This is a genomic window from Pseudohaliea rubra DSM 19751 (assembly GCF_000764025.1).
Taxonomy (GTDB): domain Bacteria; phylum Pseudomonadota; class Gammaproteobacteria; order Pseudomonadales; family Halieaceae; genus Pseudohaliea; species Pseudohaliea rubra.
On sequence record NZ_KN234757.1, the window covers coordinates 15,565 to 34,779 of the forward strand.

Here is a 19,215-nt window from a genome sequence, read left to right on the forward strand (position 1 = left end):
TGTCGCAAATCCATTGTATCAACTCGTTGGGATTCAGGCCTTTTTGAATGCAAATTTATGGGACAGCAGTGATGCGGAGCATAACGTCTGGGAGTGACACTCAGCTGTGCTGCGCCTCTTGGCGGCTGTTCTGTTCGTTGGTGTTGGCTGAGCTCTCCACATCGATCCCGAGCACATCGCGGATTGCTCTGCCCGCATCGACGTCGTTGCGCTGCATGTAAAGCCGCACTTCGTGAAGCTTGGCATCGACAAGGTAACGATACCAAAACCCCTGCAGAACATGAAAGGCGGTGCCCTCTTTCCCATCGAGAAACCCCAACCGGACCACGTACCGGTAGATGAAATACACGAACGCACGGAAACCACCTGGCAGCCGCGCATAGATCCGCTCCTTGAGCCAGCGCTTCACGCCTGCTTGCTGGCCACCGCTCAAATCTGCGACAGTTTCATGCGCCATGAAGCCATATTCCAGATTGAGCAGATCGACCACTTCTCGGGACGCGTAAGAATTATGCTTCTCGGTCCACCAGGTCAGTGAGTTCAGGTTGTCGTCGATGATTTCGCCCGAGAGATCAGCCGTGGCACCGTCGACAAGGATATGCTCGTCCATCCATCGATCCTCGCAGCGCCCTGCCCCATGTCGGAAGAGCCGCAAAACCCGGATCGGAAAGACGCCGCCCCGGCGAATCCGCCGCCCCAGGAAATGCATCCGTCTCGAGACGTAGACACCCTTTGCCTCTGGACCGAGCTTGTGCAGCGTCGCTTCGATTTCTCGTGCCAAGTCCGGGGTGACGATCTCGTCGGCATCGAGCCGGAGCACCCAATCGGTCTCCTCGGGCAGGTGGTCGAGGGCAAAGTTGAACTGGGTGGCGTAATTACGCCACGGATTGTGGATAACATCAGCGCCCAGGCGCTCAGAAATGGCGATAGTATCGTCGGTAGAGCCGGAATCAATCACGAGAATGCTGTCGGCTACCGTCGCGACACTATCGATCGCACGCTGGATATGGCGCGCCTCGTTCTTGGTTAATATGATGACAGTCAGTGTCACGCCTATCGTGAAAAAAAACCAATTGATTGCCACTGGGACAAAAAGGGGGCAACGCGATCCACCATGCTCAAACTAGGGAGTGTGGACATTCAGGATTATGTCCCGTTGACCGTTTGCTTCACGTGCACCGCTGCGTTCTGCTGAATTTGTGCCGAGCGGTATTCTTTGCCCAAGACTACAATGAGAAGGCCTAGAATTAGCGCAAATCCGAGATGCTTGTGCGCAGCTTGCCCCAAGCCAATATACAACAATGTCAACAGTTCGGGTAGATGAGCGGCGACCAGCACTGGTTTTCGCAGAAAGTACTTCCCAATTTTTCGCCAAATCAGCACGAGGAACAGTGCTAATCCGAGCAGACCGTACTTCATGTAGAAGTAGGAGAAGACATTGTGAGTGTAACCAACCTCTACTCCAGAGAAAATTGGGGACGGGAATTTTCCGCCGAAGCCCACGCCAAATAGCGATTCGAATAGCGTTCGATCGAGACCGATGACGTGGAGCATCTCATCCAGTTTCCCGTTTGTCCCGACCTGTGCAGTCTTGTTTATAATCTTCTGGGAGACTTGTTCAAAAAACCCGAGCCGGACCACGACATAGGCCGATCCGCCGGCCAGAAGCAATGCAAAAGCGCGGGCCCAGAGCCCCCCGCGCACGGCGCTATGCGCCGCGAAGAAAACGAACATCAAGGCCCAGACGACAATCGGGCCACGGTAGCCTGCGGCGAGCAAACCGGATGCAGCGAATGCCGACATCGTAAGAGCACCGAAACGCACCCAAACGCGCTCCTGTGAAAATGCCAATTGCAGAAAAAACAGGAGGCCAAACATGACCATGGGTTCTGAGGAAAGGTATTCTTGGTTTAAACGAAAACTGCTCGAAATGATCGACTCCAGGCCCCTTGGCGCGTCTGCGGCATAGCGCAGGCTGAACAACACCCCGGCAAAGGCAATCGCAAGCTTCAGCCTGGCGACCCGTGACAGATTGCCCAGCACAAAGCTCAAGACAATGATTGAAAACGGCAGGAAAACGAAGCTGATGATATCCCGGACAAGCTGGACGGGAGACGAGTTTTGGGGAAGCGAACCCAAAATGCCGACAAGGAGAATACCAACACAGATCGCCAGCTCCTCGCGCGCCGCCACAATTGCCCTTGCGCAGACCACGATAATTATCGATGCCAGTGCTACAAATACAAACAGCGCCGGTTTTGCACTGTCCGGTGTCGGCTCGAAAGCGGATCCATATATCAGCAGAAAACTACTCAATAAAAAAAAGGCGAAACCTCTGCGGCTGAGTATCATCGGATTATACGACCCATACCAGGCGCCCTTTCTATGTACGTGCTATAGATCATACGAGTTACAAAGTTGGACAGGGTGGTCCGCCAAGTCAGTCTTAGCTCGCAACAGCAGAGACTGGTAATACGCCTCCTCCTTTGCTAGCGACGTTCTCACTGCGGCGAGTTCACTTGCGGGAATAGAAAGTGCCGGTTTCGTAGGACTATAGAGAAGCTTTTCGTAGACCCAGCTACCGCGAACACGCTCCGCGACGGTTCTTACCAACGCAATTCCTTTTAGCGCCCGCGCCTGTTTCACGACTCGACCGATTGCCGAGACCTGTTTCTGCGAACTGTTCAGCTGCATCAGGGGAAGGGCCGACTCGCTAGCGCAGGGAACTCCGGCCGCGGTAAATAAAACCCGCAAGTCAGTGACGAGTGCGTCATGAGGGAGCCAGACGATCGAAACCCCAGCGTCATGGGCAACTGCTGCGACCCTGCTGTAGGCGTAATACCCCGAAGCTTTCTGGAAAAAGGCCTCGAACCCGTCGTATGTCATGCCGTTACGAGTATTATAGCCGTAGGCGCTTTTGTACAGGTCGAGCGGTGGCCGGAGAATCCCGACGAAGCGGTCGATGCCGGGCGTGGCGAAAGCCTCGCGCAGCTGGTCGTCGGAGTGAAAGATCGATGGCTCAAAATCGACCCGAATGTCGCGCGCAAAGTGTTTCGACAAGTAGTCGTCGTAGGACTGGTTGGACTTTCCGGCAAGTCGCCTGCCGAAGAAATAGTTCTCCTTGGTGCGGGCGACGCTGACTGTTTCGACACCTTTCAGCCCTTGCCACAACGCGGTCGTCGCCGTTCTGGTAGGGCCGATGACTAGGACCGTGATTTTCTTTTTCATCAGAACATCTTTCCAGCGACGGCGCGGAGTCGCCAATATAGTTTTGGTGAGAATGCCCGCATGTATTGGCCAAAAACCTGCATCAGATATACGCGCACCGCAAATCCGGTGTTCCCGAAGTGCCGTCTTCGCACCACAAATTGCTCCCGGCGGCCGACGTGGTGTTTGACCTGTGAGACACCCCCGGCAGAGAAATTGGCGATCACGCCGGGAAGGCGCACGATCCGGTTTGCCTGTTCCAGAAACCGAAGCGTGAAGTCGTAGTCAGCGGCAATGGGATACGCGAGATCGTAGCGCAGCCCCGTATCCGACACGATCGCCCTGCGGAAGATCATAGATTGGTGGTGTGTGAACATCCGGGCCGGTGCGCTTTTGTGGCTGTGTGCGATCTTGAACACTTCCTCTCCATCAAGCTGACGTTCAAGGCTGTCGCCGTAGAGGAAGTCGGGCTGTTCGCTGGTGAGCACGGCGCCCAACTCAGACAGGACTTCCGGCCCGGCCAGCGTGTCACCGCTGTTGAGGTAGATTACATAGACACCGCGAGTGAGCCCGGTGCCGGTGTTCATCGCGTCGTAGAGTCCCTTGTCGCGGCCCTGGTGCAGCCGGGCGTTCGAGCCAAGTGCTTCTAGCAGGCCGGCGACGTCATAGTCGGAGACGCCATCGACGATGATATGCTCGTAGCTCGGTGCATCTGTTTGCGATTGCAGGCTTTGGACGGTGCGCTGGAGCCCGTCGCGGTCGTTGAGCGTGATCGAGATCACCGAAATCAGCGGTGTGGCGGTCGCGCTAGTCATCGGTGTACCCCCATTTTTGACGGATTGGCCCGAGCGCGGCGTCGACCAAGGACAAGGTCTCGGGGTCAAGCTCCTCGGCCGCCGAGCCGATGCGCCCTTTTCGGAAAGTGTGCGACTGCCCGTAAAGCCTGGCCTCCATCAGGTCTGGGTCAAAGGAGCGACCGGTCAACTTAAACAGCGTCTTAAGCACAGTCTATTCGCTTTCCAGGCTGCCGCCGTCCGCAGGACCGACGGTATCCTCGGACCGAATCACCTCGACCCCGGGGCGGCCGATCCAACGGTCAATTCGCTCCAGCATGGTCGCGAACGGGGCGACATCGCGCCAGTCGAAACGTCTGCCGTCGGGGGTAAGGCGGGGCCGCGCGGCCAGGTCGGAGTCTCTCAAGGTAGTTGACCGATGATTCATGCGGAATGTCGTTCCATGACTTCAGTCGGCGCTGTCGAGAAGACAGCGTCCCTTTCGGGGTTCAGCGTAACCTGCTCATGACGGTCCCGGTTTCCAATGCCACGCCCGTTCCAGCGGCTCGGGCAGCGAGCCATGGCTAGCGTGTAAACGGCTTTCCTGGCCTCAAGCACCGCGCGATCTCGACCACTGTGTCGCTCTGCCGGCGTGACGTAGTGGATGCCGCTGTGGCGATGTTCATGGTTGTACCAGTGGACGAAGTCCGCCGCCCAGCGGCGCGCTTCCTCGAGATCGGCAAAGCCGCGCTTCGGGTATTCCGGGCGATACTTCGCTGTCTTGAACAAGGCCTCGGCGAAGGCATTGTCATCGCTCACGCGGGGGCGCGAGTACGATGGCTTGATGCCCAGCCAGTTGAGCATGCCGCACACCGTTCGCCCATGCCTCCGCCACCGAAGCCAGGATCACCTTGCGATCTTCCAGGGGAGTCATTCGTCCCCGCTCTCGTGGAAGATCGCCTCGAGCTTTTTTGAGAGCACCAGCAATGCGGCCGTCTCAGCCAGCGCCTTGTCCTTGCGCGCCAGATCCCGCTGCAGCTTGCGGATTTCCTGGCGGGACTGCCGCTCTGCCTTGCTCGATCCCGAGGCCGGTGACGGATCAGCCAACGACTCACTGGCCTGCGCCCGCCACCGGTCCAGCTCTGCCAGGTACACACCGTTTTCACGGCACCAGGCGCTGCGAGCTTCCTCATCCAGGCTGGCGGTATGGATCACCGCCTCCAGGCGGGCAGGACCTGTCCACAGACGATCCTGGGAGTCGCTCAGCGCTTCCGCGCGCCAACGCGAGAGCGTGTCTGCGCGGACACCCATCTCCGCGGATATAGTCACTCAGTCCCGCCTTTTTGGTCTTTACTAGATTAACTGGCAGGTAGCTGCCAGGAAAGGCGGGACATGCACCCGCAGGCTACGAATGTCTCCGCGGAATCGCTAGACGATCAACGTTTCATTTTCGAACCAGCGGGTGCGCTTGAGCTCAGTAACGAATACTCAGGGATTGCCGTCACACCGGCCCCTATATCACTTTCGCAGACTCAAGCATGCATGTCCCGATATTCACTTTAGCAGGTTGGGAGGATATTGCCGATGAACGCGATCACCCAAGACTACTTCAAGGCCTATGTTGGTCTGGACTGGGCCGACAACAAGCACGATATCTGCATTCAGGCCGCTGACAGTTCACACCGTGAGTTCGACTGCATCCCGCACAGGGTCGATAAGATCGAGGAGTGGGCGCTGTCCCTCCACAGTCGTTTTGGTGGACCCATTGCCGTCACCCTGGAACTGACACGGGGGCCTGTTGTTTACGCGCTCCAGAAGTACGATTTTTTGGAGCTGGTGCCGGTGAATCCGAGTACATTGGCCCGGTATCGGAAGCTGCTGCACCCGAGCGGCGCCAAGGATGATCCTTCAGATGCTGAACTTGCCCTGGACCTGGTATTGCGCCATCCCGACAAGTTCCAGACGCTCGCCGCCCAGAGCGCAAGACTCAGGCAGCTCCAGTTGCTGGTGGAGCATCGCCGCCAATTAGTGGCAGATAAAGTCCGCCTGACCAACCGCCTGTGCGCGGCATTGAAGCAGTATTACCCCCAGTCGCTGGAGTGGTTCGAGAAGCTCGACACCATTCTGTTCTGTGAATTCATAAAACAGTGGCCAACATTGAGAAAGGCCCAGAGCGCTCGCTCCAGCACCTTGGTGAGGTTTTTTAACAAAAATCACATGTACAGGCAGAGTGTCCAACAGCGTCGCCTGGAAGGGATCCGCAAAGCGACGCCGTTGACGTTGGATGAGGCGTTGATAGCGCCATTTTCTCTCAAGGCACGGCTCATCGCTGAGCAATTACGGCTGGTGCTGGCCGCCATACAGCAATATGAGCAGAAAATATTGGAGTTGGCATCTGAACACCCGGACTACGAGTTATTTGTAAGCCTGCCGGGAGCCGGGGCTTCACTTGCACCACGCTTGCTCGTGGCATTCGGGGAGGAGCGAGAGCGGTTCCAGAGTGCGGGTGAGCTGCAGATGTATACCGGAATTGCGCCAGTCACAGAGCGCAGCGGCCAGAAATGCTGGGTGCACTGGCGAACCCAGTGCCCTCGCCTCCTCAGACAGACGATTGTCGAGTGGGCTGGTCACAGTATCCGCTATTCCTTCTGGGCGGAGGCGTTTTACCGGCAGCAGCGAAACAAGGGAAGCAACCATCAAGCCGCAGTACGTGCGCTGGCATTCAAATGGCTACGAATACTCTACCGGTGCTGGCAAACCAGGACGCTGTATGACGAGTCGAAGTACCTTAAGGCCCTTCAACAGCGTGGCTCGCCATTGGTGGCTGCTGCGGCATAAAACCATTGACTGAACACCTCAGGGAATGAAAGGTCTTCCAGCGTTGCGCTCAAGTCGATCCCGCTATCTTCGTCGCACATTCCGTGGCAATCTTCACAGTCCGTTTTGACAGAGTGTCGCTCTTCGGCGCGGCAAGAATAAACGCTCGGCACCAAACTCACCCGATGACAGCCGAGTAAACATCCAGATACCCCCTCGCCACCACGTCATAGCTAAACCGCTCCACCGCACCCGCCCGCGCCTGGTTACGCAGTTGCACCTCACCGCGCTGCCCTATGACCCACACAATACCCCTGGCGAGGTCTCCCGTATCAAAGGGCTGAGCGAGGTACCCGGTCTGCTCGTGCTCGACGATGTCTGGCAGGCCGCCGGTGTTGAAGGCGACCACCGGGGTAGCGCAGGCGTGGGCTTCGACGCCGGTGTTGGGCAGATTGTCCTGGCGCGAGGGGATCACCATGGCATCGGCGGCGCAGTAGAGCGCGCGCAGGCTGAGGTCATCATGCAGGTGGCCAGTGTAGTGGATGGGAAAGCCGAGGCTTGGCGGCGATTGCGGGGCGCGTTGGCCGAAGATGATCAGTTCCAAGCCCTGGGCGCGCGGGTTGTCGCGCAGCTGTTCGAGCGCCTGCAGCAGCAGGTCGAAGCCCTTGCGCGGATCGCGCCCGCCGCCCATGGCGCCAAAGAGCAGCAGCGGCACCTCGGCGGGCAGGCCGAGCAGCTCGCGCGCAAGCCCCTGTGGGAGTGGCTGCCAACGCTCAGTGTCGATCGGATTGGCGACCACGGAGACTGGCCAATCGCGCATCAGCGCACTGTCGCGCGCGCAGTCGGCGAGCCATTGGCTGGGGGTGACGATGTGCATCGGCCGCTGCCAGTGCTTGCGCTTGCGCCGCCAGGTCCAGCGGTTGAGATCGGAGCGGGCTTCGTGCGCCGGGCGATTATCGCGGTGATAGCCGTCACGGTAGCGGTGATCGTCGGTGTAATGCTCGGCGCCGCAGAAGGCCCACATGTCGTGCAAGGTCCAGACGATTGGCTTTTCGATGCGGCCGATGTCGGCGATGGAGAGCATCTCGCCCTGCACCCAATGCAGATGCACGATGTCGGCGTCGCTGGCGTTGAGGCGCTTTACCCACTGCGATGGCACTACCGCTGGGGAGTGGATGATGGGGTTGCCGGTCTTGAGCAGATGTCGCAGTTGTCCGTCGACATGGCCACGCAGGGCGGCGGTTAGCTTTTCCCATTTGCTCGACGGGCCTTGCACCGTCCAGTCACCTGCGCTTGCCTTGTTCACCCACATGCGGGAGTCGACACCGGCCTCGCGCAGACAATGATGGATACGGTAGGCCGCACGGGCGGCACCGCCGTTGATGTCAGAGTGGTTGATGTGGATGACACGCATCAGCTTGTCTGATATTCAAGCTCAACAAGCAGTGTGTGCCCTGGGACATATTTTCTTAATTTGGTGCGCATTAGCCACTGTAGAGGCAAAGTGGAATAACGATTGACCAGTAAACGCGGCATCGTTTTTCCTAGTGGCGACAATAGATTCCTTAGATACCCATTGACAAACCAAGCAACATGGTGGTCGGCAAGCGGTTCAAGATGGACAGATTTAACTTTCACGGGCAATAACCCTTCAATGGAACGAAAAACCGCTTCATCCCAATGCCCCATGTGATGTGGCGGCTGGTTGAGCAAGCCCTTATTCTGGGGATCGATCTTTCGCATCACTGCGGCATTGGGCACAGATAGAATCATCTTCCCATTGGACTTTAGCAAACCGATCATGCCCTCAAGAAATTCTCGGGGTTTAGGAACATGCTCCAAGACCTGAAATGAACAAATCGCATCGTAGCGCTGATCAATCTCATGTTCCAGTTGGTCAAGCGTTTTCTCATAGATTTGGAAGCCGAGCAGGCGTGCACGTTCAGCTCCTCTCGGGTTTAGCTCAACCCCCTGAACAGAATGACCACGCTCAGACGCTCTCTGCAAAAAGTGGCCTTCGCCGACACCAACCTCAAGAACCGAACTACTGGTTTTAAGCAATTCGAACGCTTTGGTGAATTCCCATTTGTCTTCCATGTAATACCAGTCGAACTTCTCGAGTTGAGCATACAGCCCCCCTCCGCCCGCTGCTGCTTCTGGGGTATACCAGCGAAACTTTGTTTTAGGACACTCCCAATATTCAAGTGATCTCAGCTTCCGGAATTCATCACCGACATCGATCGACATCGATGTGAGCCATTGTTCTGCAACCTCCCTAGGATTCATCGTCGCAAGGAGGACAGCGTCATCTTTTCCAGTCAGCGAAGAAATCAATTTTTTCTCCAATATTGATATATCAGGCGAACATTCGCATCAATCGTTTTGCAACAGAAGACGGAATAGGTTTTAAGAAAAGCCATAACTTGACAGACTTACGTTCGACAATTCGCGCTGCATCAAGATGTAGCTCTGAAGGTTTATCAAAAACCTGACCATAAAGAACAGAACCCGAGAAATTAAGGCCCATGGCCTCCATTGCTTGGTCCCATGAATAACGAAAATGGAATGTACTTGGCAGATGGCATAGAACTGCCGGATAAAAGCAATTAGCGATCAGATAACGCCCGCCCGGTTTCAACGCTGCTGCCGTTTCTGCCGCCAGCCCGAGTGGGTCCGGTACATGCTCAAAGACGTCAGTTGCGATCAGGATGTCGTACTCCCCATCCAGCGCAGGCCGATAGCGCACATTCAGCGAGCGTCGCGCGCGTTCGATGGCCAGCGGATGCGGGTGCGGCTCGATCACCTCCACCTCTGCTGTCGGGCAGGCCGCGCCGATCATCCGCGCCAGTCCGCCAAAGCCGCCGCCGTAATCCGCGACCCGTCGCGGTGACTGCGCCGCCACCCAATCGGTGAAGCCGCGACGATTGTCCAGGCTTTGTGCATGCTGCTCGATGAACAGGCCGTTGAGCAGCCAGACCGGGTGGGCATAGAAGGTTCCGATACGCGCATCCATCACCTCAGGGTCGCAGTTTAGCTCACGCCAGGGCTCGTCCATCACCGCCCAGAGCTCCTCCAGACTGGGGTAGCCGCCAAAACGCTCGAAGATCCCGGCGAGCCAGCGCTGCTCGTCTGGGGTAATCAGTGCCAGGTCGTCAGCGGGGAGCCAGTGTGTCAGGTCAGTCATTGCGCCCTCCCCATGTGGGCGCAACGACGAAGGCCGCTAGTCGGGCTTGCGCGCCTCCACATACATCGACTCGGTGCCCTTGCGTGGGCGACCATCGGCGTCGAGGTCGAGCGGATGGAAGGGGAAATCCGCGATTGCGCTGCTGTCGGCCGCACGGCGTTGAACCAGCCGGAAGCCCGCCGCTTCGAGCGCTCGTTGCAGCTGGTGGAAGTCCCAGAGCCAGTGATGACGCTCGCCGACACCGGCCAGACTGACGTTCTGCGCGCGGAAGGCGGCTGGCAATGCCGCCAACCAGGCGCGTATCCAGAGCCGCTGGAGCCGGTTGTGCAGCCGCCCAGGCAGTCGACCCAGGCGCGCGAGGGCTGAGGAATCCCCCCCCCCCCCGGATTTTTAGTCTGGCCGTTCATGCTGGTGATCAACGCCTCACCGGTCCGTTCGCGAACAAAGGCGATCAGCTCGGCCTGATCGGGATGCGGCTCGTTGCGCAGGCGACGATAAATGCGCCCAAGCTCGCCGCCGGACTCGCGGCGCACACATTGGTCGATGATCTCCAGCACCAGAAAATCCGCCCGCTCATGGTCGCCCGCTTCGCGATAGTGGAGATAGCTCGTCGCCATTTCCTGCAGATCTGGCAGCACCAAGCGCAGCACCCCGCCGGGCTGCAGCACGCGATGACACTCGCGCAGAAAGGCGTCGATCTCGGACTTAGGGATGTGTTCGAGGAAGTGTGACGCGTAGACCAACCGCGCTTCGTCTGAAGGCAACGGCAGGCGCGCAAGCAGATTGGCGCGCCGCACACGGGGTGTGGCGGGCGTGAAATCCAGGTTGATCCAGTCGGGGCTGTCGACGAAGACGGGGCCGCAGCCGAGGTTGATGTTGGTCGCGGCCATCAGGCAAAACTCCGTTTTAGGTGTCGATACAGATAGCCGCCGGTGCGGCGCGGCAGACGCAGCAATGACCAAGGGAGGCGTTGCCACCGGCCGCCAAAGGTGTGGTCGAAGACATAGCGATCGGCGGCTTGATCCTGAGCGATGGCCTTTGGATGGATGAGATCGCCCAGTGCACCGGTTGCCATCGCAGCGTGAGGGCTATCAGCGGCTGCGGTGTGCATCGAATCCAGGCCGAAGCCGATGTTGCTGACCAGATTCACATTCGGCGTTGCAGTGAGGCCGCCGTGGTACCAGACACTTCCGGTCCAGGCGTAAGCCCAAGAGTCGATCTGGCCCGCCCGCACGCGCTTGAAGATCCCCTCCCAGTAACGTCGCTCAACCTTGTCTGGTGTGTACTGCGGCCAGGCATCAGACGCGCTCCATGCCGGCCAAAACGGCAGCTCGCCCTGATAATGCTTCCAAGCACGTCGCCAAGTCGCCCAGCCCCAGCAGTGGTTGTACTTGGAAAAGTAATAAGACGCCTCACCGCGCCGGCGACCGTTCTGGAAGTTATTCCCGGTCACCACCGCGACCCGCTCATCCTCGGCATAGCGCTCGAGCAGGGTTTCGCAGAAACGGAAGAAATCCACATGCGCGACGCAGTCGTCCTCCAGCACGATGGCCCGCTCCACCTGCTCGAATACCCAATCTAGGCCGCTGCTGACGCGCTGCTTCAGCCCCAGGTTGGATTCGGCATAGTTACGCTGCACTTCACAGGGCCAATCGACCTGCTCGACGATGGCGCGCACTGCGGCGCAGCGCTCGGCGTCAGTGGGATGCCCCGGGCGCGGTCCGTCGGCGATGATGAAAAGCTGCGACGGGCGTTGCTCTCGCAGCACCTGGAAGGTCTGCTCGGTGTGCTGCGGGCGGTTGAAGACGATGTAGGCAATCGGGGTCGGGGTCATACTGTGGCCTATTGCGTTGCGGGATGTGACGTAAGCCTCATTTCCAGCGCGCGATGCAGGTGCATCAAGTGGTCGAGATTGCCGAGACTGCCATCGAGATCTTGCCGGCACTGCAACACGCGGAGTCGGTGCCAGATCCGCTCGACCAAGATCACCTCATTGGTGATGCCCGCCGCCCATTGCTTGAACCGAGTATCTAAGCGCTCGCCCTCCGGGCCGGCCTCGAGCAGGTCCTTGGCCTCTGCTGCAAGCTCGTTCACGTCTAGGATCGAGCGTAGCGGAAGGTTGAGCGTACAGACGGCATCAAAGGCGTCGCTACTGACCATGGCGGCGAAGGCGTGCGGACGCGGTTTCGACGCAGGTAGCTTCCAGAGTGCGAGGTTGAGTCTGACTTCACGCGCTGAGCGCTCGCGCAGGGTATCGCGTAACAAGGCGCTTTCACTCGACTTGGCTTTGCCGTCGAGTCCTTTTTCGATGAGGACGGCGATGATGGTGTCGAGCATGGACGAGGTACCTTGTGCGATAAGCCGCGAGCGTCCTAAATGTCGATGGTTGTGTCTTTGAAAAAAACCGTGTTGACTTGTTTGGCGTAGAGCACGTAACTCTTGCTCTTCATAAATGCCGTAATCGGATGTGCATCAAGTTCATGAAGGCTGCTTTTTAGAACCTCCGCCAACACGACCTTTGGGCGATATTTCGTCCAGTCGTTGGATTTGAGCACCTCAAGATCCAGACCTTCGACATCGATACTCATGAAGTCGATGTTTTTTCCGCCTAGGTGATGATTCAAAATTTCACTAAGCGGTGAAACCGCCACCTTGATCACTTCCTTTACAAAATAAGGATTGCTTGCCTTCTCTCGCTCGTCAGCGAGGTCCGCGGAAAAGCCGTTGAGGGCTGGTTCGTTGAACGCATAATAGTCAAGCTCACCCGATGATTGCGCGACCCCCATTTCAATGTTGATATCTCGCGGGCGTGTTTTTTTGAAACTCGACATGCTACCAGGCATTGCATCGATATTGATTCCCGACCAGCCTCGCCGATAGAAGTGGTAGGTATTAGAGAAACGTTTTGGATGATGTGCTCCGACATCGACATAAAAACCGTCTTTTTGTCTTTCAAAGATTCTACGCAGAACCATATCCTCGCCTTCTTGCGACCAAGAGCGCTGAGCCCATTGATCCCAAGGTAAACAATCTAGCGCTCTTCTGAGCAAAGTCTTAACTGAGCGAGGGATATGGTTCTTGATCATTATCAGTAGTCGCCATCTGCAACCTGAGCCAGTCCGCATTGTGACTTCAATGGCTGTTTATACGTCAATTCTTTATGTCGTTCTGGATTGATAAAGACAGACGTTGTCCAAGTGTAATTGTTAATCGGGCCAAAACCATGGAAGTCGATTTGTGTCCATCCAAGATTTTGTTGAATAAAGTCTACTGTTTTTGGGTACCAGTCTGAATTATCAAGAATAAGCATTACCCCCCCCCTGCCACAATTTGCAACATGCTCGGCACATTCTCTTCTGTGCTTTCCGTCTATAATGAAAATATCAAAATCCTTGGTCGCTATTTTAGTGTACTTTTCCTTTTCTAATTCACAAATGTATGCAACATTCTTGAAACTATTAGCGATTTTCGTTTTAATTTTCTTATACCAGTCGCCGTCATCTTCAACGGAGTTGACTTGCTTGGCTCGAGCGGCCCACCATAAAGTTGAATTACCGCTGCCATACTCAAAGACATTGAATTGGGCTAATTCAAGATGCGATAAGAACTCCGTTGTTGGATAAGTGTACCAAGGAGTCGGTTTTTTATCTTTATCGACTGAATCCCAATCTCTTATCGTGACCCATTGCCCATAATCTTTAGCTAGAGAAATGAAATTTCTTGCTTGCTTTTTGCCTCTTTGAAACTGTTCTAGCACTATTTTAGGTAACAATATACGCACAATTTTTTTAATCATCTATTTCTTTCCAGTACCGCGATAATATTTAGGGCGCTTAGCTTCATCAGAAACATTTTTCTTGTCACACTTTGGAAAAGGTCTGCAAAAAGTGCAGCAACTGTATAAGAAATCACAGTAGCGATTGCAGCTCCGACTGGTCCGTAAAGAGGGATCAGCCAGAGATTTAAGCCGACATTTGTGATTGCGCCAAGCACTGTCCTCTGCAAACGCAGCATCTGCCGATTCTCAGTGAGGAACCATTTACTACTGGCGACACCCAGAAAGACAAACACCGAGGCCCAGATGTGGATCGCCAGTACGGGGCCTGATTCACTATAGGACTCCCCGAATAGGAGCGTGACGATCGGGGTCGCGAGAAACGTCATCGGCACGGCAACGGAGACGCTGATGATGACCATCAAGTCATAGAGTCTCTGCAAGCGAGCGTAGTACTGCGTTTCGCTGCGCTTCTTGGCTTCCAGGATGGCGGGAAACACGGAGGCGACGATGGCCATCGGGATGAAGTACCAGACCTCGCTGATCCTGACCGCGGCGCTGTAGATGCCCACCGCCTCATCGCCGATCATCTGGCCGAGCATGAGTTGGTCGATCTTCATGTACACCGTCACCGCGATCGCTGAGAGGATCAGCGGCCAACTGTCGCGCAGCAGGGTAACGCCGCGCTCGACGCTAACGCGCAAGCTGCGCAGCGGCGGTCCGCGCCATCCCATGACGATGAGCAGGATCAGCGCTACCACAACCGCTTCGGCGAGCATCGCCCAGATGAAGGCGATCAGCGATGCCTGTTCCAGGATGAGGCCGACCTTGATCCCGGCGAAGACCAAGAAAACGCTGTTCTGCACCCAGACGGTGTATTTTGACTGCACCTGTGACTCGAACCAGTACACGGCGATCTCGCAGGCTTTCAACAGCATCATCGCGCCGAGGATGGCGACGATGCTGCGCGCCAGAGCGTCGGCCGGGCGAAGGTAAGCGATTGCGCCGAGGATCAGCAGGTAAGACAGCAGTCCGCCGATGAGCTGCAGTGCGGCCGCGGTGCCAAGGGTGAGGCGGGCGGACTCGGGATCGCGCACGATGTCGCGCACCACGATGCCTGGCAGGCCGAGCGTAGCGATGGCGCCAAAGAGGCCGGTGAAAGCGAGGGCGAAGTTCAACAGGCCAAACTGTTCCGGACCGAGATAACGGGCCACCCAAACGCCAATGAACAGCCCAACGCCCATGCGCAGGAGCTTGTCGATGAACAGCCAACCGATGTTATCGGCGATCTTGACCAGACCAGGCCGATGCGCGATGCGGCGGTGCAGGAAGGCGGGGAGCAGAGACATTACACGGTGGTTCTAGTCGGTTACGGCGAGCCGGTGACGGCTTCGGACCTCAGATTCAAGTTTCATCCAGCCCGAGTCAAATGAATACTGTAGTCGCTGGGCGGCGCAGACAGTCTTCAATCCCGGTCCTGGGCTGCGCCGTCACAAGCCCACCCGAGCACTCATTGCGACCCAGTGTCCGCACCCGCCGCCTCAGCTCGCAACCGCTCGATCTCTTCCTTGAGCGCTTCGTACTCCGCCAGCTTGCGGCGCAGGAAGTGATTGGTGAGCCGCGCCTTGCCGGCCATGCCTTTGGGCGTGAGCAGATAGGCGTAGCGGAGCTTGCGGTCTGACTTGGAGAAGTTCTCCATCTTGATCCAGCCCTTCTCCACCAGGGCCTTCAAGCAGTAGTTCAGGCCGCCCAGGCTGATGCCCAGCTCCCGGGCCAGGTCGCGCTGCGTCATGCGCGGGTTGGCCTCGAGCAGGCGCATGACCTTTAAGTGGTTTTCTGCTTGTGGATCAGGCACTTGGAGTAGTTTTTTGGGGGGATCGGGCAGGCTACCGCAGGGTTTGCATGGCTGTCGGCAGCGCATGGAAACCCTTGTTCATTAGGCGAACATGCTAGCAGGTGGGTTGTGGTCAGGGCAAGCGCCCAGGCATGGATGGCGGGCAGTGTGAGACGCGAAGGAGGGTTTTGTGCGAAAGGCGGCGCGATCATCCAACACGGATGAGCTCCCGCTCGATGTAGGGGCGCAGTCTACGAAGCGGCGGGGTCAGGATCCTATGCTTCAGCATGCACTGTCGTTGGTTTAATCAGTGACTCAGCGGGTATGCCCAGACCTTCATGCAGCTTCCAGATCATTTTGAGTGTCAGGGAGCGCCGGCGGTTGAGGATTTCATAAACGCGGTTGCTCTTACCAATCAAGGGCTCGAGGTCTTTTACCGTCAGGCCACGGCGCTCCATCTCGAACTTGATAGCCTCGACCGGGTCAGGCAAGTCAAGAGGAAAGTGCTTTGCTTCATAGGCTTCCAGCAGCGTAACCAGCACATCAAGCTTCTCACCCTCGGGCGTGTCAGCACCCGCCATCATGAGGCTCTCGATTTCCTTAAGTGCCGCCCGATAGTCGGCGTCAGTTTTGATCGGTTTGATATCCATCTGCTGTATCTCTCGTCGCTACCTGCCCTAATGCGGGAATTAAAGGGCGCAGCGCGGGCCGAAAGCTCCGCGCTGCTGCGCACCTGTCAAGCGAGGGCCGCCAGCTGCGGGTAATCGGCCAGACGCACAGCGCAGGGGACACAATCATCTAGCTCTTCACCTCCTTCAGGCGCCCCTCAACGTATTTGTGCAGAATGCTCGCCACCAGCGTCTGGTACGGAATGCCCTCCGCCAGTGCCAGGCTTTGCAGCCCCTGGAGGTCCCGGCTGGATAGCCGGATATTGATACGCGCATCTTTGCGCAGCAGCGCCTCGGCATACGCCCTGTGCGTGGCAACACGCGCCTGAAAGTCTCCCGATGGCTCCAACTGCCCTGCTTGAAAAGCCTCCAGAATCTCTTGCTCTTCCTGGTCCAGCTTTCCCATCGCTACCTCCCGAGGTAATCCCTGGTGGCCTTGCGGCTGGGGATAACCGTCTTCAAAAAAATGCCGGATTCTGTTTCAACAAACGGCACGAGATAGACATAGCCCTTGATATCCAGCAAATGAATCTTCTGGCCAGGATACTTTTCCTGATTTGGGTGGTCTACGGTATCCAGCACCGCTGCTTGAGCCAACCGGATGACAACATCTTCAAAACAGACACCACGCTCTTCACGCAGCAGCCTGTTTTTCTCTCTGTCCCAGTCGACGATCTTCACTGGCTAATAGTATGCCAACGTATGCCTTATGTCATCAGCGGTACCAGAGAAGAAGGAATTAAGCTGGCCGACAAGCGCCAGCCATCGGTTACCAATCCGGGGCGCGGCGAAATCTCCGGGCCTTGGGCGCCGTCAGCTCCTCCTCCGTCGCCACCTCCACGGTGTGCGTCTCGAAGTCCTGCGCGAGCTGCCACTGCTTCAAGTAGAGCATGGCGCTGGAACTGGAGCGCCAGCCGCCGCGGAGCATGATCTGCTCGAGGGGTACGCCGTCGTTCAGGAGGTCAATGGCCGCGCCGATGCGGAAGGAGTGGGACGTGAGCAGCCGCGGCAGCTGGATGCCGGCGCGGGCCTGCAGGTGCTGGAGCACACGGCCCACGGCCTGGGCCGTCATCGGCGCGTTGCCGATGCGCCCGTTGCGCACCGGCCGCAGGATCCAGCGCTCGTCGCCGACGGTCTCCTGCCAGCGGCAGAGCGCCCGGTAAACGCTCTCCGGCAGGGGCACCCGGCGCCCGTGGCCTTCCTGGTCCGTCTTGGAGAATGCGAGGTGAATCGCGTAGCGCCCGCCGGGCAGGGGCTCCAGGTCTGCAAAGGTAAAGCGGCAAAGCTCGGTGCCCCGGCACAGGCTGTAATAGCCGAGAAGGAGCAGCGCCCGGTCCCGCTGCCCGCGCACATCGTTGCCGCAGGTCGCAAGCAGCGCGCGCAGCACGACCCGCGTCAGGGGCACGGCCTGCTGGGCGGCCAGCCCTTTGGCGCGCGCGAGGCGGCGCCAGGCGAGCTTCACCTCCGGCCCGTCCGTAAAGTCCTCAGCGCCGCCGAGGCGCAGCACCGCCCCGATGCCCGTCAGCGCCAGCTTCACGGTCTTGGGCGCTACCGCCTCGCCGTACTCGGTGATGTAACGGGCGAGGTCCTCGTCGGCAAGCGAAAGCGCCGGCAGCCCCTCCCGCTCACACCAGTTAACCAGTCGCAGGAAGGCCGCCTCGTAGCCGTTGATGGTGGAGGTGGCGTAGGCGCCCTCCATCAGCGTGCGCACCCGCTTTACAAACGCCCGGGGCGCCTCTTCGTTGCGCGCCATCGCGTGCTCCCCTCTGCCATGGGGCACTACTTTGCGCGCGATCATGGGGGCAGGGAACATCATCGGCAGTAAATGGCTGAAAAACGGTCCCCTGAGCACGGCAAGGCTGCTCAGGAACACGTGAGCAGCGTCTGTCGCCCCTGCCAGCACTCGATGAAGCCGTCGTCCTGGGTGGCAGGCACCAGCAGCGTATGAACACAAGGCAGGATGTTGTGCGAGAGGCGGTGCACTCATCCCCGCGCCGTATTTTCCCGCAGCCACGCCTCGAGGTTCTCGAAAGTGAAAGCCCCTGCGTCGTACAGGTTGAGAATAAAGCGCTCTGCTTCGGCATTGGTGGCCGTTAGCGCCGCCCCATTGATCTCCAGGAAGACATAGCAGGCGGCAAAGGCGGCCCGCTTGTTACCGTCACCAAAAGGGTGAGTCTGAGAAAGACTCTCCCAGAGGGCGGCGGCTTCGGCGATTACATCCGGGTAATATCCTGTCTGCGGCCGAAAGATTGCCGCCTCCAGCAACCCTGGATCGCGCACACCCTTAGAGCCGCCAAAGCGTTCTATCAGGTCACTGTGCATGAACAGGATGTCTTCGAGCGTCAGATAGTCCGAGCTCATTTCGATAACTTGTCATACAGGCCCGCGTAGCGGTTTGTGCTCTTGAGATAGGCAGCCATCACATGCTCTCTGCCCTGTGGGCCCGTACGATCTCTGCCGGCCAAGTGCGCCTTCAGTGCCTCCTCAACAATCGCCTGGATCTGCCGCCCCTCGGCTTTAGCGACTGACCGGAGCGTGGCCAGGAGTTCTGCGTCAATCTGCGTTGCGAACTTTTCTTTGTCGGCTCCCATGGGGCACCTCCATATCATGATGCGCCTAGTTTTTTTATGATACATCAAGCTCAGAGGGTGGCAAAAGCATGGAACGCGTGTAGGCTCAGGCCTGTGCATCAGCATGCACTGTCGTTGGTTTAATCAGTCAGGCAAAGTCAAGATAAAAGTGCTTCGCTTCGTAGGCTTCCAGCAGCGTAACCAGCACATCAAGTTTTTCACCCTCGGGCGTGTAAGCACCCGCCATCATGAGGCTGTCGATTTCCTTCAGTGCCGCCCGATAGTCGGCATCAGTTTTGATCGGTTTGATATCCATCTGCTGTATCTCTCGTCGCTACCTGCCCTAATGCGGGAATTAGATGGTTTGCGCGTTTATCCTGTCGTATT

General features: G+C 57.7%; 22 protein-coding genes and 1 pseudogene. 1 reads left to right on the plus strand and 22 read right to left on the minus strand.

All coding sequences use genetic code 11. The annotated features are described in order from the left end of the window. Positions 1–100: 100 nt before the first annotated feature. The 5 genes and pseudogenes from HRUBRA_RS06630 to HRUBRA_RS15620 form a co-directional block, all read right to left on the minus strand. The gene (locus tag HRUBRA_RS06630; RefSeq protein WP_035515766.1) at positions 101–1,051 is read right to left on the minus strand and encodes a glycosyltransferase family 2 protein; all 951 of its coding nucleotides are present in this window, start codon (positions 1,049–1,051) and stop codon (positions 101–103) included. Positions 1,052–1,146: 95 nt separating this feature from the next. Beyond that, positions 1,147–2,352: a hypothetical protein gene (locus tag HRUBRA_RS06635; RefSeq protein WP_144244412.1), complete on the minus strand. Its 1,206-nt coding sequence runs from the start codon at positions 2,350–2,352 to the stop codon at positions 1,147–1,149. Positions 2,353–2,394: 42 nt separating this feature from the next. After that, a complete protein-coding gene (locus tag HRUBRA_RS06640; protein ID WP_035515679.1) occupies positions 2,395–3,228 on the minus strand; it encodes a hypothetical protein in 834 nt (277 codons plus the stop codon). After that, complete coding sequence (locus tag HRUBRA_RS06645) at positions 3,228–4,022, minus strand: glycosyltransferase (RefSeq protein WP_052094477.1); 795 nt, start codon at positions 4,020–4,022, stop codon at positions 3,228–3,230. The genes HRUBRA_RS06640 and HRUBRA_RS06645 overlap by 1 nt, the downstream gene beginning before the upstream one ends. A gap of 402 nt (positions 4,023–4,424) precedes the next feature. Next, positions 4,425–5,306 (minus strand): annotated as a pseudogene (locus HRUBRA_RS15620) (integrase core domain-containing protein); the annotation flags it as partial. 258 nt (positions 5,307–5,564) lie between these two features. Here HRUBRA_RS15620 and HRUBRA_RS06670 point away from each other — a divergent pair. Beyond that, positions 5,565–6,818 carry an IS110 family RNA-guided transposase gene (locus HRUBRA_RS06670; RefSeq protein ID WP_035515689.1) on the plus strand — a complete coding sequence of 418 codons (1,254 nt, stop codon included), beginning with the start codon at positions 5,565–5,567 and terminating at the stop codon, positions 6,816–6,818. A gap of 157 nt (positions 6,819–6,975) precedes the next feature. On the opposite strand, the gene HRUBRA_RS06675 is transcribed toward HRUBRA_RS06670, so the two are convergent. The 17 genes from HRUBRA_RS06675 to HRUBRA_RS06750 all read right to left on the minus strand — a co-directional run bounded on the left by HRUBRA_RS06675 (position 6,976) and on the right by HRUBRA_RS06750 (position 19,144). Then, positions 6,976–8,211, minus strand: a complete 1,236-nt coding sequence (locus HRUBRA_RS06675) for a glycosyltransferase family 4 protein (protein WP_035515692.1) — start codon at positions 8,209–8,211, stop codon at positions 6,976–6,978. Next, positions 8,211–9,131: a class I SAM-dependent methyltransferase gene (locus HRUBRA_RS14940; RefSeq protein WP_144244414.1), complete on the minus strand. Its 921-nt coding sequence runs from the start codon at positions 9,129–9,131 to the stop codon at positions 8,211–8,213. Before HRUBRA_RS14940 ends, HRUBRA_RS06675 begins: the two co-directional genes overlap by 1 nt. Before the next feature lie 22 nt (positions 9,132–9,153). Next, positions 9,154–9,981 (minus strand): class I SAM-dependent methyltransferase, encoded by an 828-nt coding sequence (locus HRUBRA_RS06680; protein ID WP_052094479.1) that lies wholly within the window; start codon positions 9,979–9,981, stop codon positions 9,154–9,156. Beyond that, positions 9,978–10,871, minus strand: a complete 894-nt coding sequence (locus tag HRUBRA_RS14945) for a class I SAM-dependent methyltransferase (RefSeq protein WP_084592508.1) — start codon at positions 10,869–10,871, stop codon at positions 9,978–9,980. Before HRUBRA_RS14945 ends, HRUBRA_RS06680 begins: the two co-directional genes overlap by 4 nt. Beyond that, positions 10,871–11,815, minus strand: coding sequence for a glycosyltransferase family 2 protein (locus HRUBRA_RS06695; RefSeq protein WP_035515694.1), 945 nt, complete (start codon positions 11,813–11,815; stop codon positions 10,871–10,873). Before HRUBRA_RS06695 ends, HRUBRA_RS14945 begins: the two co-directional genes overlap by 1 nt. Positions 11,816–11,823: 8 nt before the next feature. Continuing rightward, a complete protein-coding gene (locus HRUBRA_RS06700; protein ID WP_035515696.1) occupies positions 11,824–12,318 on the minus strand; it encodes a hypothetical protein in 495 nt (164 codons plus the stop codon). A 35-nt stretch (positions 12,319–12,353) separates the two neighbouring features. Next, on the minus strand, positions 12,354–13,067 hold the full coding sequence (locus HRUBRA_RS06705) for an FkbM family methyltransferase (protein ID WP_035515699.1): 714 nt from the start codon (positions 13,065–13,067) through the stop codon (positions 12,354–12,356). A 2-nt stretch (positions 13,068–13,069) separates the two neighbouring features. Then, the gene (locus HRUBRA_RS15155; RefSeq protein ID WP_144244415.1) at positions 13,070–13,777 is read right to left on the minus strand and encodes an SAM-dependent methyltransferase; all 708 of its coding nucleotides are present in this window, start codon (positions 13,775–13,777) and stop codon (positions 13,070–13,072) included. Beyond that, positions 13,774–15,105, minus strand: a complete 1,332-nt coding sequence (locus tag HRUBRA_RS06710) for a flippase (protein ID WP_035515700.1) — start codon at positions 15,103–15,105, stop codon at positions 13,774–13,776. Before HRUBRA_RS06710 ends, HRUBRA_RS15155 begins: the two co-directional genes overlap by 4 nt. A 161-nt stretch (positions 15,106–15,266) precedes the next feature. Beyond that, positions 15,267–15,611 carry a MarR family EPS-associated transcriptional regulator gene (locus HRUBRA_RS06715; protein ID WP_268870534.1) on the minus strand — a complete coding sequence of 115 codons (345 nt, stop codon included), beginning with the start codon at positions 15,609–15,611 and terminating at the stop codon, positions 15,267–15,269. A gap of 254 nt (positions 15,612–15,865) precedes the next feature. Beyond that, a complete protein-coding gene (locus HRUBRA_RS06720) occupies positions 15,866–16,240 on the minus strand; it encodes a helix-turn-helix domain-containing protein (RefSeq protein WP_035515704.1) in 375 nt (124 codons plus the stop codon). A gap of 148 nt (positions 16,241–16,388) precedes the next feature. Next, the gene (locus HRUBRA_RS06725; RefSeq protein ID WP_035515707.1) at positions 16,389–16,664 is read right to left on the minus strand and encodes an antitoxin; all 276 of its coding nucleotides are present in this window, start codon (positions 16,662–16,664) and stop codon (positions 16,389–16,391) included. Between the two features lie 2 nt (positions 16,665–16,666). Next, positions 16,667–16,939 (minus strand): BrnT family toxin, encoded by a 273-nt coding sequence (locus HRUBRA_RS06730; protein ID WP_035515709.1) that lies wholly within the window; start codon positions 16,937–16,939, stop codon positions 16,667–16,669. An 88-nt stretch (positions 16,940–17,027) separates the two neighbouring features. Next, on the minus strand, positions 17,028–18,011 hold the full coding sequence (locus HRUBRA_RS06735) for a tyrosine-type recombinase/integrase (protein WP_052094482.1): 984 nt from the start codon (positions 18,009–18,011) through the stop codon (positions 17,028–17,030). A gap of 230 nt (positions 18,012–18,241) precedes the next feature. Further along, entirely contained in the window at positions 18,242–18,619 is a 378-nt protein-coding gene (locus tag HRUBRA_RS06740) for a type II toxin-antitoxin system death-on-curing family toxin (protein ID WP_035515712.1), read from the minus strand. Continuing rightward, on the minus strand, positions 18,616–18,849 hold the full coding sequence (locus HRUBRA_RS06745) for a hypothetical protein (RefSeq protein WP_035515713.1): 234 nt from the start codon (positions 18,847–18,849) through the stop codon (positions 18,616–18,618). The genes HRUBRA_RS06740 and HRUBRA_RS06745 overlap by 4 nt, the downstream gene beginning before the upstream one ends. 127 nt (positions 18,850–18,976) lie before the next feature. Next, the gene (locus HRUBRA_RS06750; RefSeq protein ID WP_456107045.1) at positions 18,977–19,144 is read right to left on the minus strand and encodes a hypothetical protein; all 168 of its coding nucleotides are present in this window, start codon (positions 19,142–19,144) and stop codon (positions 18,977–18,979) included. Positions 19,145–19,215 lie beyond the last annotated feature (71 nt).